This is a genomic window from Acinetobacter amyesii (genome assembly GCF_023499985.1).
Taxonomy (GTDB): domain Bacteria; phylum Pseudomonadota; class Gammaproteobacteria; order Pseudomonadales; family Moraxellaceae; genus Acinetobacter; species Acinetobacter amyesii.
Genome location: NZ_JAMCOU010000014.1, coordinates 1 through 17934, shown reverse-complemented (window position 1 = coordinate 17934; position 17934 = coordinate 1). Strand labels below are relative to the sequence as shown.

The window sequence follows — 17934 nt, the reverse complement described above, 5'->3', positions numbered from 1 at the left end:
AGAAGTGAAACCTCTTAGCGCTGATGGTAGTGTGGGGTTACCCATGTGAGAGTAAGTCATCGCCAGCTCATTATTCGAAACACCCCCTGCACTAGTGCAGGGGGTGTTTTTTTATGCGGGGAAAAAGGGAAAAGAAGAAATGTAGAAGGACAAACTGGAAAATGAGAAAATTATTGATAGATTGAGACTTGAATTATTTAAACATGGATGATTATTAGACAATAAACGCATTTAAAAATCATCAATTGAGGGAATTCTCAGCCTAAAAATGTCGGAAAACCTGAATGTAAGTCAGCTAAAACAACAGTTTAAATGCCTAATTATCGACTTAAGTGATGGCTGATGACTTATGATTTAGAAATCTACGACTTAGATCGTAGAACTGCGATTTTTTTCTATAAAATTTGAGTTTTATTCTGACAATTTTCATATCAAATAATCTATCGTCTGATTGTGATTTAGCTTCTAATAACACATTGATAATTAATCATTATTAAAACTAGACCCGCAGTCCATCGATTTTTTTATGTATAAATATTTCAAAAATATCTAAGTTTTTATGACATTTTATTCCCAAATGACATAGATATATCTGAAAGGTATGGGTCTATACCTTTGTAATTTTGGACAATTTACATTGAAAAACGGCATTGTAGCGAAAAATAAAACTCACAATTGGAGGTGAGGTTCAATGTCTACAAGCACAATGAATGTGAATAGCGTTGTCGATAACGCTAAGTTCACAAAATCGCATTTCAGCATCATGATGTGGTGTCTAATTCTTATTTTATTTGATGGTTATGACTTAGCGATCAATGGTGTTGCGCTGCCTTTATTGATGAAAGATTGGGGATTAACAGCTGTTCAGGCAGGCATGCTTGCGAGTACAGCACTTGCAGGGATGATGTTTGGTGCCATGATGTTTGGTACTTTGGCTGATAAGATTGGCCGTAAGAAAGTCATCATGATCTGTGTATTTTTATTCAGTACATTCACATTTCTAGGCGGTTTTGCATCAAATCCTACGGAATTTGGTGCTTTACGTTTTATTGCTGGACTTGGCATTGGTGGAGTATTACCGAACCTTGTGGCATTGACGTCTGAATATGCACCTAAGCATCTACGTAGTACTTTAGTGACCACTATGTTCAGTGGTTATGCAATGGGTGGCATCATGGCCGCTCTATTTGGTTCATGGTTTACTGCGGATTATGGCTGGCAAATCATGTTCTTCATTGCGGGTATTCCACTGTTACTGTTGCCTTTTGCTTGGAAATTTTTACCTGAATCGCTCACATTTTTGGTGAAGGTGAATCGTCACGATGAAGCTCGTAGGATGATTCAAACCATTGCACCAGAGCAAACGGTGACTGCAAATACTCAACTTGAACTGACTGAAGTTGCTGTTCCGGGTGGAGCGTCTGTTAGAGCGTTGTATAAGCAAGGTCGTGGCATAAGTACGATGTTGTTTTGGCTATGCTTTTTTATGTGCCTATTAACTCTGTATGCATTAGGTAGTTGGTTACCAAAACTAATGATGGCCGCAGGTTATTCATTAGGTAGCAGTTTGACGTTCCTATTGGCGATGAATATTGGTGCGGTAATTGGTACGATTGGGGGAGGTATCTTAGCAGATAAGTTCCATTTAAAACCGGTGATCATTACATTATGTCTGGCAGGTGCTGTGGCATTATCTTTACTCGGCTTTAATTCTCCACAGCCTGTGATCTACCTTTTGGTTGCAGTGGCAGGTGCATCAGCAATTGGTTCTCAAATCTTACTCTATAGCTATGTTGCACAGTATTATCCGCTGTCTGTTCGTTCTACAGGTATTGGTTGGGCATCTGCTGTGGGGCGTACAGGTGCGATTGTTGGCCCGATTCTGATCGGCTATTTATTATCACAAGAATTGCCACATCAAATTAACTTTATGGCCGTGGGAATTCCAGTAGTCATCGCAGCGATTGCAGTGTTCTTTATTCGCAAAGCGCAAACAGATGAAGAGGTTGCCGCTTTAGAAAATATGAATAAGGCTTCAGTGAAAACACAGCGTTCGTATAGCTAAATCATAGATTTAAAAAAGCCCGTCATTTGATGGGCTTTTTTATGTTGTACTTATAATTTTATCATTGAATTTAGGTTAAATGATTGATTAAAAAGTTGATAAATAATGAGATTTTTTTATTTTACACACCTTTTCTAATTTAATTTCATCGTTATATAGCAACTCGATCATGTGTTTTTCAGTGCAAGCAGAGATCTGAAAATAGGGCATGATATTCACGGCATTTAGGTAGCTGAGTTTGAGGCTTGTGGTTCATTTTGTTACTTAAATATAGTGAACTCTGTGCTCAGTCAGCGCATGATAGAGGGCATAGATTTATTCACATTTATCAATAATATCTCAAGATCATGGAAATATCGTCATGTCCAAAGCCATACAAGATATAAAAGATTATCCGCTCTATGTTGCAGGTAAAGCATCGACTACCGAACAGTGGTTAGAAGTGAATCATAAATATACCCAAGACATATATGCACGCGTAGCACTTGCTGATGCTGCAACTATTGAAAAAGCCATTGATTCAGCGGTCAAATCTAGTGCTGCAATGGCGGCATTGGAACCTTTTCAAAAACAAAAAATTTTACTGCACTGTGTAAAACGCTTTAATGAAATGCGTGCAGAATTGACTGAAATTTTAATTGCGGAAGGTGGAAAACCGCATAAAGCCGCAGCTGCTGAAGTTGAACGTTTAATCAATACCTTTCAAATTGCTGCCGATGCTGTCACACAGATGGATGATGGTCGCATGATCCCATTGGCAGTTACCGCAGCGGCATCTGGCTATCAAGGCATGGTCAAACATGTGCCAATTGGTCCTGTATCGTTGATCAGCCCGTTTAATTTTCCGATCAATCTGACTGCGCATAAAATTGCACCTGCCATTGCCGCAGGCTGTCCATTTGTTTTGAAGCCTGCAAGTTTGACGCCTATTTCAGCTTTAAAAATTGCGGAAGTTTTGGCAGAAACGGATTTACCTAAAGGTGCTTTTTCAGTTTTACCTTGTCCACGTGAACATGCAGATGTCTTGGTAACAGATGACCGATTTAAACTGCTCAGCTTTACCGGTTCCGATGTTGTCGGCTGGGATATGAAAGCGCGTGCGGGGCGTAAAAAAGTGACTTTGGAACTTGGTGGCAACGCTGCTGTATTGGTTGAGCCTGATACTGAAATTTCAGCGGCATTTATTGAACGCTTAGTCGGTGGGGCGTATAACCATGCAGGGCAGGTGTGTATCAGCGTACAACGCATCTTGGTGCATGCTGATATCTATACCGATGTGAAGAAAAAACTCGTGGCGAGAATGAAGCAGCTTAAAGCCGCTGATCCTCATTTGGAAAGCACCATGGTCGGTCCAATGATTAAGGAAGCAGAAGCAACACGCGTACATAAATGGGTCGATAAAGCAGTAAAAAAAGGTGCCAAAGCATTGGTTCGTGGTGAACATCAGGGTGCATTGCTCGATCCAATTTTATTGGAAAATGTCGATGAATCGCTAGAAGTGTATAAAGATGAAATCTTTGGCCCTGTAGCGATTTTAGAGAAATACAAAAACTTTGAAAAAGGTATTGCCAAAATTAATAGCAGTCGTTTTGGTTTACAAGCGGGCGTCTATACGCAAAATTTGAATAAAATGTTGTATGCGTGGAATCACTTAGAGGTCGGTGGAGTGATTATTAATGACATTCCATCTTTCCGTGTTGATAACATGCCATATGGTGGCGTAAAAGATTCTGGCTTAGGCCGTGAAGGAATTCAGTCTGCCATTCGAGATATGCAAGAAGAACGCGTATTGGCGATAAAACTGTAGCAGTTTAAACTTGGGCTTGGTTCAGTATGGATCTGTTCGAAGCCCATTTTTTAATCATTTCAAAAACCTAAAGTGCATAAGAAAAAATGAAAAGAATTTTATTATTGGTCAGTTTAATGACCGTGAATATGGCTGTCTTTGCCTTTAACGCCACTCAAATGGTGACGGATGCACGCAGTCAGATTGGGAAAACCTTATATTATGATCCTGCGTATACTGCACTGCGTTATCCGATGGGAGATGTCCCTTTAATCAAGGGTGTTTGTACCGACGTGGTAATTCGTGCATTACGACAGCAAGGAGTTGATTTACAACAAGCCATTCATGAAGATATGAAAGCTAATTTTAAGCAGTATCCACAAAAATGGGGCTTAAAAAGTACTGATAAAAATATTGATCATCGGCGTGTTCCCAATATTCAAACCTGGATGCTACGTCAGGGCTTTGTTGTCAAAGATAAGCAGTATTTGGCCGGAGATATTGTCACTTGGGACTTAGGGCGTGGTTTAGTGCATATCGGTGTGGTTTCAGATCGTAAAGTGAAAGGTAGCGGTGTTCCGCTGATTATCCATAATATTGGAGAGGGCACACAGGAAGAAGATATTTTGCATGCCTATCAAATTACCGGACATTATCGATTGAAATAACTTTAAAAATTTAATTGGAAATAAAATATTCCTAAAAGTTATATTATTGATAACTTAAATTGTATGAAAAATAAGCTGATTAAATGAACATTTAAGCCTAAACACATTATAAAAATGGAATATTTGCCGTAGAAATTACAGAAAAACTTAAAAAAAGTGAGTATTGTTAATTCATACAAAGGGAAAGTTATTTGTGGTGTTTTTAACCAAAATGCGCATGTGATTTTTCTGTTTGCAATTTGGTATAGACGCTCACAAGGTATCTCACCAGATCAAACACCCAGAATTTTATTTTTATGGTTCTTTTTTTGCTCGCGATATAACCATAACAAGCAGCAGTTAAAGATGCCTGAGGTTTAGGTGTTCTATGTCAGATAATCGTGAAAACTGGTCGGCACGATCAGGATTTATCATTGCCGCTATTGGTTCCGCTGTAGGTTTGGGAAACATTTGGCGTTTCCCTTACGTGGCATATGAAAATGGTGGCGGTGCATTTTTAATTCCCTATTTAATTGCAATTTTTGCAGCGGGTTTGCCTTTATTATTCTTAGATTATGCAGTGGGGCATAAATTCCGAAAAGCACCGCCTACTGCATATAAAAAACTTATGAACAGTGAGGCATTAGGCTGGTGGCAAGTGATGGTGACACTCATCATCGGGATCTACTATGCCAGCGTATTGTCATGGGCCGGCAGTTATATTTTCTACTCAATCGGTCAAAAATGGGGTGAAGATACGCAAGGCTTCTTCTTTAATACCTACTTGCAAAATGCCGATGGAATTGCCTTTGGTTTTGTACCGACCTTATTTTTTGGATTGGTGATTGTTTGGGCGATTACCATGTTCATTTTATATGGTGGTGTGAAGAAGGGTGTAGAGCTTTCGAATAAAATCTTTATTCCATTGTTGGTGATTTTGTTCTCGATTTTGGTGATTCAAGCGGTACGTTTACCTGGTGCTACAGAAGGTTTAAATGCATTCTTTACGCCAAACTGGGATGCGATGACTGACTATAAAGTATGGTTAGCAGCCTTTGGTCATATCTTCTTCTCGTTATCGATTGGTTTCGGGATCATGTTGACCTATGCGTCTTACTTAAAAGCAAAAACCAACTTGACCGGTTCAGGTGTAGTCGTTGCATTAGCCAACTCATCATTTGAAATTTTAGCGGGTATTGGTATTTTTGCGGCATTGGGCTTTATGGCACATAGTGCGGGCGTACCTGTAAATGAAGTGGTTTCAGGCGGTATTGGTCTTGCGTTTATTGCTTTCCCGAAAATCATTTCTAGCTTAGGTGCTGGCGGCGATTTATTTGGTTTCTTGTTCTTCTCGTCACTGGCTGTAGCAGGGATCACCTCAATGGTGAGTATTTTGGAAGTGCCAATTGCGTCGTTCCAAGATAAATTCGGCTGGTCACGTAAAAAAGCTGTAACGATTGTTGCGGGTGGTTCTGCCATTGTATCGACCTTAATTTTCTCAACCCACAGTGCGATTACTTTCGTTGACATCATTGACTACTTCGCCAATAACATTGGTATCGTAGCGGGTGGTTTGTTCTCGATTATCTTGGTGTCTTGGTTCCGTCGTCCATTGCTTGCGCAATTACGTGATCATGTGAATCAATATTCAAGTATCAAATTGGGCTTTGGTTGGAACTTCTTATTAACGGTTGTTACTCCGCTTTCATTATTAGTAGCTTTAGGCTTAACCATTAAAGACGTTGCATCTAAAGGCTATGGTGGTTATCCAGTTGACGTGTTATTGCCTGTAGCCGGTTTAGTCATTGCGATCTTTGTACTTGGTGCCATTGTATTTAGTTGCATGAAAGACAAAAACCCTGAGGAGAAATAACATGAATACATCTGCATTAATCATGATGATCATTTCAATTGTTTTGCTTTGGGGCGGTTTGATCTTAGCGTCGATCCATTTAGCAAAACATCCAGATGAAGAAGATTAAGCTTCATCGTTGATAAAAAAAGGAACCCTCGGGTTCCTTTTTTATGTGGTACTAAAAAGCAAATTCTATTGTAGATTAAGCTGTTTTTTGAATGCGGCAGTAGAAGAAGCCATCGCCATAACCCACTTTCGGGAACAATTGACGACCATGGATTTGTTCAACACCCCAATCCGCTTCAATTTTAATTTCTTGGGCATCGGCATGATTGGCAAAGAACTCAACCATTTGCTGTTCATTTTCAGCTTTTAAAATCGAGCATGTGATATAAAGCAGCGTGCCGCCGACTTTAAGCTGCTTCCACATGTTTTCCAAAATTTGTTTTTGTAACACTACAGTTTTTGCAATGTCGCCCGATTGACGTAGTAAACGTATATCAGGATGACGACGCATTACACCGACAGCAGTACATGGGGCATCGAGCACGATACAATCAGCAAGTTCAGGAGCAGTATAGGTGATGGCATCGGCAGTCTGAATTTCAACATGTTTACCATCGAGATCCAAACGATCAAGGTTTTCAACCACACGTTTTAGACGCTTTTCATCTTGATCCAGTGCAATGAGTTTCTTCGGTTGGAAAGTCTCTAAAATATGTGCGGTTTTACCGCCCGGCGCAGCACAAGCATCAATCACAAATTTACCATCGAGATTTGGTAATAGTGTTGCACACAGTTGAGCATGTTCATCTTGTACCGAAAAACCACCTGCTTCAAAGCCCGGTAAACTTGGAATATGTAGGCTTTCGTCCATCACAATACCGACATTAGAGAGTTCACAGCGATGTGCATCGATGCCTTCATCTTCCAAAATATCGAGGTATTCGTCACGGCTGACTTGGCGTGTATTAACACGTAAAGTCAGTGGTGCAATTTGCTTAAGCTCATAACTAAGTTCATCAAATTGTTCGCCCCAGTCTTTTTTCAGACGTTTGGTTAACCAACTTGGTAAATTGGTGGCTTGTTCAAGTACGTCGTAGAACTGTTCTGTTTCACGTGTTGCACGGCGCAAAATTGCGTTGATTAAGCCACTTAGACTTCCCATACCCAATTGTTTTGCAGCTTCCACCGTTTCAGAAATTGCAGCATGAGCTGCGACACGGGTACATAACAATTGGTATAAACCGAGGTATAAACAGGTTTCAACCACTTGGTTATCTACCGGTTTAGACAGTAATGGTAAAGTCAATTGTTTCAATGCATACCATTGACGTAAACAACCGAGCACCAATTCATGGAATAACGCACGGTCTTTATCTGACACGATATTCATTTGCTGCGCGAGTACCGATTGCAGCGATTGACCATTTTGGACAGCCAATAACGTCTTCACTACCTGAGCACGTAAATTAAGGTCTCGGGTCGAGGCGTTGGGAGATTGCTTCATTATAAAATTTGTCCAATAGTCAATTTTTGGGTTTGTAAAATTTGTACAGGGTTGAGTGGTTTAGCACCCGGCCATTGTAAAGAGGTCAAAATAATCACGCTGCCATTGGCACAGGCAACGTGTATGCCTTTTTTATCGATGGCAATGATTTCACCTGCTTGAGCGTTCGGTGCAGACACAGCAGAAAGTTCAGAATGCCAAACACGTAAGTTGTTTTGTTCATCCAACTGAATAAATGCTACCGGCCACGGGTTAAAGGCGCGAATGTTACGATCAATTTGTACAGCATCGATGGACCAATCAATTTTTGCTTCGGCTTTTGAAAGCTTATGTGCATAAACCGTTAACGCTTCGTCTTGGACTTCACGGCTGTCCAGATATTGCTGCAATGTTTGTTCAGTGTCTAAAACGGCAGCAATTGCAGTTGCACCTTGCTCTGCAAGTTTGTCATGCAAAGTTGCAGAGGTATCCGTTGCTTCAATCGGGCAGATGGTTTTATACATCATGTCGCCTGTATCGAGTCCGGCTGCCATTTTCATAATGGTGACACCTGTTTCAATATCACCTGTTGCGATGGCACGTTGAATCGGTGCTGCACCACGCCAACGTGGCAGCAATGAGCCATGAATATTCAGGCAGCCATATTTCGGGGTATCTAGCACCACTTGCGGCAAGATCAAACCATAGGCTGCAACCACCATAACATCGGCATTTAAGGCTTTTAATTCCGCTTGTGCGGCTAAACCTTCTTCAGTCGATGATTTGAAATGAAGGGGTTGGTAAACAGGAATATGGTGCTCTAAAGCCAATTGCTTTACGGCAGAAGCTGTGAGTTTTTGTCCACGTCCAGCTTTGCGGTCAGGTTGAGTGTATACCGCAACAATTTCATGTTGTGTGTTGAGCAATGCAGCTAGTGCTGTTGCGGCAAATTCTGGCGTACCGGCAAAGATGATTTTCAAAATGAATGAACCGAATCTGTGTTGAATATGTGGATTATAGCAAATGATTAATGCGTAATTTAGAACATTAGAAATTGATTTTTGCAACTTTGAAGCTGTCCAAGCTCAATGATTTCATAACCCAAAATCGCAAATTTGCAATTTTTAAATAAATTATATTTATATAAAATTTAAAAATTATTCATGAAAGTTTTGTATTGTGCAGCCATTGATGGCGGTATAGTAGATTTCAGTTAAAAGATTTTTGTCGTCAAATCACTCGGTTTTATTTATAGACCCATCTGCCCAAATCTCAGCTTAAAAAGCCATCTTTAAAAACAATGGCTTGGTGTATGATAGGTTTAAAATTCGACTGATTTTACATCATTGTCAGTATGATTTAGCCAGAGTGAATCTGTAGGATTCATTTCAAGCTCAAACTTTGTTGGAAATATAAAATGCCTGACTATCGTTCAAAAACATCGACACACGGAAGAAATATGGCGGGTGCGCGCGGCTTATGGCGCGCAACTGGTATGAAAGATGAAGACTTCGGTAAACCAATTATTGCCGTCGTGAACTCATTTACTCAATTTGTACCGGGTCACGTTCATCTTAAAGACCTTGGTCAACTCGTGGCGCGTCAAATTGAGCAAGCAGGCGGTGTAGCCAAAGAGTTCAATACCATTGCAGTCGATGACGGTATTGCGATGGGCCATGACGGTATGCTGTATTCATTGCCTTCACGTGACTTGATTGCAGACTCAGTAGAATACATGGTGAGCGCGCACTGTGCCGATGCCATGGTATGTATTTCCAACTGTGACAAAATTACTCCAGGGATGTTGATGGCGGCTATGCGTCTGAACATTCCAGTGGTATTTGTCTCTGGCGGCCCAATGGAAGCTGGTAAAGTCAAAATCCGTGGCAATGACAAAGCGATCGACTTGATTGATGCCATGATTGTGGCTGCAGATGACAACTATACTGATGAAGAAGTTGCTGAATACGAACGTTCTGCATGCCCAACTTGCGGTTCATGCTCAGGTATGTTCACCGCAAACTCAATGAACTGCTTAACAGAAGCATTGGGTCTGTCTTTACCGGGTAACGGTTCTACACTGGCAACACATGCAAACCGTAAAAAATTATTCGAACGCGCAGGCTCTTTAATTGTTGAATTGGCTAAACGTCATTATGAACAAGATGATTACAGCGTATTGCCACGTGAAATGGTGACCAAAGCCTCGTATGAAAATGCCATGACTTTAGACATCGCGATGGGTGGTTCAACCAATACCGTTCTACACTTGTTGGCTGCAGCCAATGAAGCTGGCGTTGATTTCACGATGGACGACATTGACCGTTTATCTCGTAAAGTGCCTGTTCTATGTAAAGTTGCACCTGCGAAAAACGACGTACATATGGAAGATGTACACCGTGCTGGCGGTATCATGTCGATTCTCGGTGAATTAGACCGTGCAGGCTTGCTCGATACTTCTGTTGGTACTGTTCACGAAGCTTCATTAAAAGATGCCTTGGATAAATGGGACATCATCCGTACTGAAAATGAAGACGTTTACCAATTCTTCCGTTCAGCGCCGGGTGGTGTTCCAACGCAAACTGCATTCTCTCAAGATCGTTATTACCAACGTCTTGACGGTGACCGTGAAAATGGCGTGATCCGTAATGCTGAACATGCCTTCTCTAAAGATGGTGGTTTAGCGGTGCTTTACGGCAACATCGCGCTCGATGGTTGTATCGTAAAAACTGCGGGTGTAGATGATTCAATCTTGAAATTCAACGGTACTGCACGTGTGTTTGAAAGCCAAGATTCAGCAGTAGAGGCGATCTTGGGTAATGAAATCAAAGCCGGTGATGTGGTTGTGATTCGCTATGAAGGCCCACGTGGTGGTCCGGGTATGCAAGAAATGTTGTACCCAACCAGCTACTTAAAATCGAAAGGTCTAGGCAAAGAATGTGCGTTATTGACTGACGGTCGTTTCTCTGGCGGTTCATCAGGCCTTTCAATTGGTCACGTATCTCCAGAAGCAGCAGAAGGCGGTGCAATTGGTTTGGTGGAAGATGGCGATTTAATCGAAATCGATATTCCAAACCGTACCATCAACTTAGCTGTTGATGACGCTACGATGGCGGCTCGCCGTGCAGCGCAAGAAGCGAAAGGTTGGCATCCAGTGGAAGAGCGTCCACGCAAAATTTCGAAAGCATTGAAAGCGTATGCAATGCATACCACGAGTGCGGCGAAAGGCGCAGTACGTGAAATCTAAGCTTTAGATTTTTAAATAAAAAGCACTCCACATGGGGTGCTTTTTTAATTTACATCTACATAACTTGCATTGGATACGAGGAAAAGTCATCCGCAACTGTCTGAGGCAAACGGTAATTTAAAAGTGAATGTTTCTGCGATCATTTTTTTAGTTGCAAACAGTTGCCGAGTTTTGCGGATGACAAATGGTTTTGGTTACTTTTGCCGAAACAAAAGTAACATACGAGCTCCGAAAATTAGCTTTTATAGAGGTAAGACTCCGCTGTAATCAGCTTTTAAATGAAATAATGGGACAATAATTCTAAGTTATAGATTTCTTAATCTGATTAAAAATAATGTTTCTTGAAGCAACTAAATAAAATTTAATAATTAGTGGATGTCATTAAAATTCTAAAAAGACAGCCTCGAATAGTAGCTATAATTTATATGGCTTTGTGTAGGCAATCCCTTACTTTTGAAAGATCAAAAGTAACAAAAATCTTTTGTTCTCCTGATATGGCATCCCTGCCATACAGGAAAACAGCGACATCCATGTCGCTTTGTCATGTGATTGAATGGTATTGCATGCGCTAAAAATCTTTTTTGTTGAGATGTAATTTCTTTTACATACCGAGCGCTTTCTATACAATAAATTTAAAAGAATCCGCCAAAACTGAGGCACAAAATCAGCGATCGCCAAGGAAGAACAATGAGTAAAAATAATATCCGCGAACATTCAGCACCTGTTTATGACGGCATAGAAAATGCGCCTGCACGTTCCATGATGCGTGCCACAGGCTTCCAAGAAGCCGACTTTAAGCGCCCATTTATTGGTATTGCTTCGACTTGGGCCAACGTCACGCCGTGTAATATGCACATTGATGGATTGGCGCGTGAAGCTGAAAGCGGGGTGAATGCTGCAGGCGGTAAAGGCATTATTTTTAATACTATTACGATTTCTGACGGTATATCCAACGGTACAGAAGGCATGAAGTATTCATTGCTATCGCGGGAAATCATTGCCGATTCCATTGAAGCTGTGGTGGGCTGTCAGGCCTATGATGGCGTAATTGCCATAGGCGGCTGCGACAAGAATATGCCAGGCTGTATTATGGGTTTGGCGCGATTAAACCGTCCGGGCCTGTTTATTTATGGTGGTACCATCAAACCCGGAGCAGGTCATACCGACATGATCTCGGTATTTGAAGCAGTGGGTCAGCATGCCAAAGGCGAAATTAATGAAATTCAAGTGAAGCAGATTGAAGAAGTCGCACTGCCGGGGCCGGGTTCGTGCGGCGGTATGTATACGGCCAATTCGATGGCTTCAGCGATTGAAGCCTTAGGCATGAGCTTGCCAGGTTCATCGGCGCAGGAAGCAGTTTCAGCAGATAAAATTGAAGATTGCCAACGCGCAGGTGAAGCCGTGATGAATCTGCTGCGTTTAGATATTAAGCCGCGCGACATTATGACCAAAGCTGCTTTTGAAAACTCGATTAAAGTGCTAATTGCTTTAGGCGGGTCAACCAATGGCGTACTGCATTTGATTGCTATGGCGCATACCGCAGGCGTGGAACTGTCTTTGGACGATTTTGTGCGCATTGGCAAAGACATTCCTGTGGTGGCTGATGTGCGGCCATCGGGTAAATATTTAATGTCGGAACTGATTGCTATTGGCGGTATTCAACCGCTGATGAAGCGCATGCTGGATGCAGGTATGCTCGATGGTTCTTGCCTGACGGTCACAGGCAAAACTTTGGCAGAAAACTTGGCGGATGTAGCAGACTATCCTGCAGGTCAGCAAATTATTCTGCCATTTGATGCACCGATCAAAAAGGATTCGCACTTGGTGGTACTGAAAGGCAATCTGTCACCGACAGGTGCTGTGGCTAAAATTACCGGTAAAGAAGGGCTGTATTTTGAAGGGCCTGCGCGGGTATTTGAGGGCGAGCAGGGCGCCATGCGCGGTATTTTAGATGGCGAAGTACAAGAAGGCGAAGTGGTAGTAATCCGCGGTGTTGGGCCGAAAGGCGGACCGGGTATGCCTGAAATGCTGAAACCGACTTCAGCGATTATTGGTAAAGGTCTAGGCCAATCCGTCGCACTGTTGACCGATGGGCGTTTCTCGGGCGGCAGCCATGGTTTTGTGATTGGTCATGTGACACCAGAAGCCTATGAAGGCGGCCCAATTGGCTTGGTCAAAAACGGCGATAAAATATCAATTAACGCTGAAACGCGTGAAATGACTTGGCATGTGGCTGAGGATGAACTTGCTGCACGTCGTGCGGCCTGGGTCAAACCGAAACCCAACTATACCCACGGCGCTTTGGCTAAATTTGCCAAGTTGACCTCTGGTGCGGAAAAAGGTGCGGTGACTGACCTAAATCTAGACGTCTAATCTATTGTTAAACATTGAACATTCAGCCCTGACTTGATATAAGTTTTGCACAAGGCTTATATCTCATTTAAAACAGCTTCATAATAGAAGTTGAATTTTAAGTATGTGCTGGAAGGTTCGGCACAATTCATCATTTTGAGGCAAAAAACGCATGTCACTGTTACGCCGTTGGTTCGATCCAATCCGATCGAGTTGGTTTTATCAGAAACCGACCCGACAAGCGGTGTTACCCACGGAACAAGGTCTGAGTGTTTATCTTCGACTGGATGATGTCTATAGCTATTTGGCTGCGCAGCAACTGCCTCAATTAGAAGAAATTCTCAGTGATGAAATTAAACCACTAAAAGTGATTATTTGTCGTCAGAGTGCAGAACCTCCTAATCAAATGTCCTCGATAGAATGGCAACAATATTGTCTGAATGATGCCCAAATTTTAGCGCGGCAGCATCGTTTTAGTTTTCATGAAACACCTGAACAACCGACCGTTGAAGCTTTAGAACAAGCCGAAATTATTCTAAAAAATACGCCATTACGCGGCCAAGATTTTCTTTATTTACTTGAAGATGTGTTCCACATGCTGTGGCAAAAGCAGTATGGCAAGCTGAGAACACTGTATGCGATGGCCAGCCGTCATCATAAAGCGCAAGATTTTCCAGAACGGATCTTTTCTGACTTAGCAATTTTGACGGGGTATTTTGAATTTGGCGAACGTAAGTACCATGCTGTAGATGATTTACTGCGTTTAACGCGCCGTTTAAAACAACAAAAACTCCTGACAGATAACCCGATCTTTATGATCAATCATATTGAATGGCGTGAGCACCTGATCAGTGATGCAGAAGAGTTGAATGAAATTCAGGGGCTCGATCCTGAGCTTGATCTCTACATCGCGATGGAAGATCCGATTTCATGGTTATTGCTGGCTTATATTCGTGAAGAATTGGCGGACTATTATAATATTCAGCTGAATGTGTATCCATTGTCGTATCACGGTCGAGATTTGTTTGACTGGAGTTTGGCAACACGTCTGTCTAAACGTACAGAAGTTAAGTTCACACCATTTTGCCGGCCTACAGAAGCTGCGACATTAGCTATGTCACAGCTTTACTACAGTGCGCCCGAAGAGCAGCGTATTGATGCGATGTATCGCATTTTGGAGGCCGTATGGACCAAAGGGCGTGATTTATCCTTTAAAGCACATTTTCAGGCTTTACAGTATGAGTTAGAGATTTCTGAACTGAGCACTGAGGATATTGCTGAAAAATTAAAAGAAAATGATATGCACTGTGAGATGAAGTCACAGCCCAATTTTCCTGTTTTAGAATTACGTATTGCAGGTCAAAGCTATGTATTTAATAGCTTATACCGCGTTTGGATGATTGAAAGTATTTTCAGTAATGTGTTAGAAGAGAAGTATAAAAGTGAAAACACCGCTGAAAGTGAAGCCAGAGAAGATGAAGAAAGAAAAAGTTGAGTCATTAGAGCAAGCCCGCGCACAGATTGATGTGATTGATCAGGGGATTATTGAGCTCATTGCTGCACGTCAGTTTTATGTCGATCAAGCGGTGCGTTTTAAGCGTTCAGTACAGGATGTTCAATCACCAGAACGTGTCGAAGCGGTGATAAGTAAAATTCGTCTACAAGCCACAGAGCACGGTGTAAATGCAGATATTGTGGAACGTTTATACCGCGATATGATTCAGCATTTTATTCAACGTGAGTTGAAAGAGATCCGACCGTAATTTTTAGTTTTTGAGATTAGATCAAATTTATTAATGTTCTTTTTTAATATCACCAACTGAAAAATAATGATTTGATTTACATTTTGAAATTTTATAAATTTTTTATTTGTTATTCTTTATCCAATTATAATAATTGGATCTAGTATGACTAGCCCTACTTTTTTACATGAACTGTCAGAAGAACAGCTAAAAAAACTTTCTCAAGACGATATCCAAAAGATTCAGCAAGTAGAACAACTCTATTGGAATCATAAGCCGCATACCAAATATTATGCAGCTTTTAATGGTTCAAAAACAAAAAAAGGTGGGTTAGTTCGAGCATCTAATCATGCTTATAAGGTCAACGGGATCTCTTTAGCTTTGGTCGGTGATGAAGCTATATATTTAGATGGTTCGACAGCAAAAATTATCTCCGGCGCAGGATTTCTTCTAAATGTTGATGGCAGGGCCGCAGCACTTATCGGATCATTATTAGAAAATGGCGATGAAATTAACCTTCATTACAAATGTTAATCCTGATGATCCGGTATTTAGAAGTTCAAATCTTGGTCTATCTCGAAAGACGACTTATAGAACAAGCTATTTAAAATTAGATTCAGGATGGACTTTTTATGAAACAGACTTATATATAATAAATTTAAAGAAACATTAGCACTGAAACAGGCCATGCAATTGATTTAATGAAATATGCAGCTGAATCCTTAATAAATATTCCTGATGGATATACTAGGATGGTTGCCAACGAGCAAGATGTTAAAGGGCTCTTAATTCTTTCAGGGATATCAAAAAAATGAAAAAATTAATTACGGGCTTCTTATTTATTTTCATTATCTTAACTCAGGCTTCGTGTACTCAAAAAACGGTTTTTTTTACGTCTGAATTCAGTGGTTATGTTTATGATAATAAAACCAAGTTACCTCTAAAAAACAAATTAGGATATATTGGCGTAAATGGTATTCTTTCAGATCCTGATACTAAATTAGATGCGAATGGAAAATTCTTTATTCCTGCTAAAACTGAAAAATACTATTTAAAGAAACCTCCAGTAGATTATGCTAATAGTACAGGAGATTTATTTTTTTCATTCCCTAATTATCAAACAAAAAGAATTGAATATGTTGACCTCTATGTAGATCAAGTTCCCGAAGATAGGGCAGGCTTTGACCATCTTAATAAAATTGATGTGGGAATTATCTACTTAGATCCTGAATAAATAGATAGTCGTTTGATCCTAGACAAAATAATGGGCACATATTCCCTCTAAAGATAAAGTAAGATTAACTTTAGAGATGTAAAAATAGCTAAACTCTGGAGTCTAAAAATATACAACAAGCTAATTATTATGCGCTTTCAAACTCACATGAGTCTGTAGTTTCAATCGCCCAGAAATTAGGTGTAGGGTATTCAACCTTAGATAAATGGATTCTCAAAGCTAATCCAGTTGGTTCAAGCAAACGTCAACTTTCACCAGAACAACAGCGTATTCTAGACTAAGAAAAAGATGTCAAGCAGCTCTGGGAAGCCAATGCTGTCTTGTTTGAATATATTGAAATTTACTACAATCGAATCAGAAGGCATTCTGCAATTGGCAGGTTAAGTCCTGAAGTCTTTGAACAGAAATATTTTAAGAATTTAGAGGGATCTGTTGTCCATGATACTGTCTAGGATCATTTCTTAGCTTTAAAACCCATGCCTTAACCTTAAACTCCGCAGCGAGAGAAGTTTGATGAAGCATTTTTTTATTTTCTTAACCTTATTTTATATATTTGGTAGTACTGCTTGTTCGTCTGAGAAAATTAGTTTGAATCAAAATGAAGTTAAAGAAGCTCAAAAAAAAGAATCAATTTCAACGCTGTCTAAAGAAGATACAGCTATAATAAATGATTATAAAAATACTATTAATAAACTTAATCTGAGAGATAAAGAAAACGCAGATAAAGTAATGAAAGATAGTTTGTCTGAAATAAAAAAGATCACGAATGATCAAGAACGACAAAAGATTGAAATGCAAATCTACTTAGCAACAGGCATGTATGAAGAGGCTTATAATCTTAATCATAAAATGTTAAAGGACTCTTTCAGTCAGGAACTTTTAGTGACTCAGTGTGAGTTAAGCTATTATGCTAAAAGATCGAAAGATGAATATGAAAAATGTTATTCCGATTTAGCATTGATTTTAAAAGAAGAATTAAGGAAAGTATCAAAAAATGACCCTCAGTATATTTATGGTGAGTGGGGCTATTTGCTATCAATGTATAAATCTGGGAACGTTGAATATAAAAATAAAATAAAAAAATTTGTTGATTCGATTCAAGATGAAACGGTGAAATATCAATTCGAAAGTTCTTATGAATTAGCTGAAGAGCAAATGAGTAGTTATGACAGTAATTAAAGTAAATTGTAATTACTTTTTTATTGAATCCAACTACCTTGTCTATAGTTGATTTTAAGCACAGCCTCAACTTTTTATTGAGGCTCTATTCCAAAAACACTGATTTTTCAAAGTGCCTGAATTGCATAGCATAGAACCAATTCTTCAGCGAGTTTCGCCATGATTTGGTTCGTCATCACAGTTTTTGCAATCGCAGGTCTAATTAAAGGCACGATAGGGTTAGGCCTGCCTGCGGTATCGATGGGCCTCCTCACCATGGTGATCAGTCCATTTCAGGCAGCGACGTTATTGATTATTCCATCTATGGTCACCAACTTTTGGCAACTATTTGCCGAAGG

General features: G+C 40.4%; 14 protein-coding genes and 3 pseudogenes. 15 read left to right on the top strand and 2 right to left on the bottom strand.

Going from position 1 to position 17934, the window contains the following annotated elements:
* Positions 1–691 precede the first annotated feature (691 nt).
* The 5 genes from M5F03_RS04325 (at position 692) to M5F03_RS04305 (ending at position 6480) form a co-directional block, all read left to right on the top strand.
* Positions 692–2065, top strand: coding sequence for an MFS transporter (locus M5F03_RS04325; RefSeq protein WP_249706857.1), 1374 nt, complete (start codon positions 692–694; stop codon positions 2063–2065).
* A gap of 361 nt (positions 2066–2426) precedes the next feature.
* Complete coding sequence (locus tag M5F03_RS04320) at positions 2427–3872, top strand: aldehyde dehydrogenase family protein (protein ID WP_249706855.1); 1446 nt, start codon at positions 2427–2429, stop codon at positions 3870–3872.
* Positions 3873–3958: 86 nt separating this feature from the next.
* Positions 3959–4519 carry a DUF1287 domain-containing protein gene (locus tag M5F03_RS04315; protein ID WP_249706852.1) on the top strand — a complete coding sequence of 187 codons (561 nt, stop codon included), beginning with the start codon at positions 3959–3961 and terminating at the stop codon, positions 4517–4519.
* A gap of 367 nt (positions 4520–4886) precedes the next feature.
* Positions 4887–6371 (top strand): sodium-dependent transporter, encoded by a 1485-nt coding sequence (locus M5F03_RS04310; protein WP_111885142.1) that lies wholly within the window; start codon positions 4887–4889, stop codon positions 6369–6371.
* A 1-nt stretch (position 6372) separates the two neighbouring features.
* A complete protein-coding gene (locus M5F03_RS04305; protein WP_078191653.1) occupies positions 6373–6480 on the top strand; it encodes a methionine/alanine import family NSS transporter small subunit in 108 nt (35 codons plus the stop codon).
* A gap of 75 nt (positions 6481–6555) precedes the next feature.
* On the opposite strand, the gene rsmB is transcribed toward M5F03_RS04305, so the two are convergent.
* Both rsmB and fmt read right to left on the bottom strand, forming a co-directional pair.
* Positions 6556–7863: a 16S rRNA (cytosine(967)-C(5))-methyltransferase RsmB gene (rsmB, locus tag M5F03_RS04300; RefSeq protein WP_180079291.1), complete on the bottom strand. Its 1308-nt coding sequence runs from the start codon at positions 7861–7863 to the stop codon at positions 6556–6558.
* Positions 7863–8822, bottom strand: a complete 960-nt coding sequence (gene fmt, locus M5F03_RS04295; protein WP_111885186.1) for a methionyl-tRNA formyltransferase — start codon at positions 8820–8822, stop codon at positions 7863–7865. The genes rsmB and fmt overlap by 1 nt, the downstream gene beginning before the upstream one ends.
* A gap of 437 nt (positions 8823–9259) precedes the next feature.
* Between fmt and ilvD (M5F03_RS04290) the strand changes: the two genes are divergently transcribed.
* From ilvD (M5F03_RS04290) to M5F03_RS04250, 10 genes and pseudogenes are all read left to right on the top strand, one after another.
* The gene (ilvD, locus tag M5F03_RS04290) at positions 9260–11089 is read left to right on the top strand and encodes a dihydroxy-acid dehydratase (RefSeq protein ID WP_180107271.1); all 1830 of its coding nucleotides are present in this window, start codon (positions 9260–9262) and stop codon (positions 11087–11089) included.
* A 687-nt stretch (positions 11090–11776) separates the two neighbouring features.
* The gene (gene ilvD, locus M5F03_RS04285; RefSeq protein ID WP_249706850.1) at positions 11777–13462 is read left to right on the top strand and encodes a dihydroxy-acid dehydratase; all 1686 of its coding nucleotides are present in this window, start codon (positions 11777–11779) and stop codon (positions 13460–13462) included.
* A gap of 151 nt (positions 13463–13613) precedes the next feature.
* Positions 13614–14936, top strand: coding sequence for a hypothetical protein (locus M5F03_RS04280; protein WP_249706848.1), 1323 nt, complete (start codon positions 13614–13616; stop codon positions 14934–14936).
* Positions 14917–15204 carry a chorismate mutase gene (locus M5F03_RS04275; RefSeq protein ID WP_078191648.1) on the top strand — a complete coding sequence of 96 codons (288 nt, stop codon included), beginning with the start codon at positions 14917–14919 and terminating at the stop codon, positions 15202–15204. The genes M5F03_RS04280 and M5F03_RS04275 overlap by 20 nt, the downstream gene beginning before the upstream one ends.
* Before the next feature lie 144 nt (positions 15205–15348).
* A complete protein-coding gene (locus M5F03_RS04270) occupies positions 15349–15717 on the top strand; it encodes a PAAR domain-containing protein (RefSeq protein ID WP_249706846.1) in 369 nt (122 codons plus the stop codon).
* Between the two features lie 277 nt (positions 15718–15994).
* On the top strand, positions 15995–16417 hold the full coding sequence (locus tag M5F03_RS04265) for a hypothetical protein (protein ID WP_180116229.1): 423 nt from the start codon (positions 15995–15997) through the stop codon (positions 16415–16417).
* 95 nt (positions 16418–16512) lie between these two features.
* Positions 16513–16695: pseudogene (locus M5F03_RS16690) on the top strand (IS3 family transposase); the annotation flags it as partial.
* Between the two features lie 27 nt (positions 16696–16722).
* Positions 16723–16869: pseudogene (locus tag M5F03_RS16685) on the top strand (IS3 family transposase); the annotation flags it as partial.
* Between the two features lie 61 nt (positions 16870–16930).
* The gene (locus M5F03_RS04255; protein ID WP_249706844.1) at positions 16931–17596 is read left to right on the top strand and encodes a hypothetical protein; all 666 of its coding nucleotides are present in this window, start codon (positions 16931–16933) and stop codon (positions 17594–17596) included.
* Positions 17597–17755: 159 nt separating this feature from the next.
* A pseudogene (locus tag M5F03_RS04250) lies at positions 17756–17934 on the top strand (sulfite exporter TauE/SafE family protein); the annotation flags it as partial.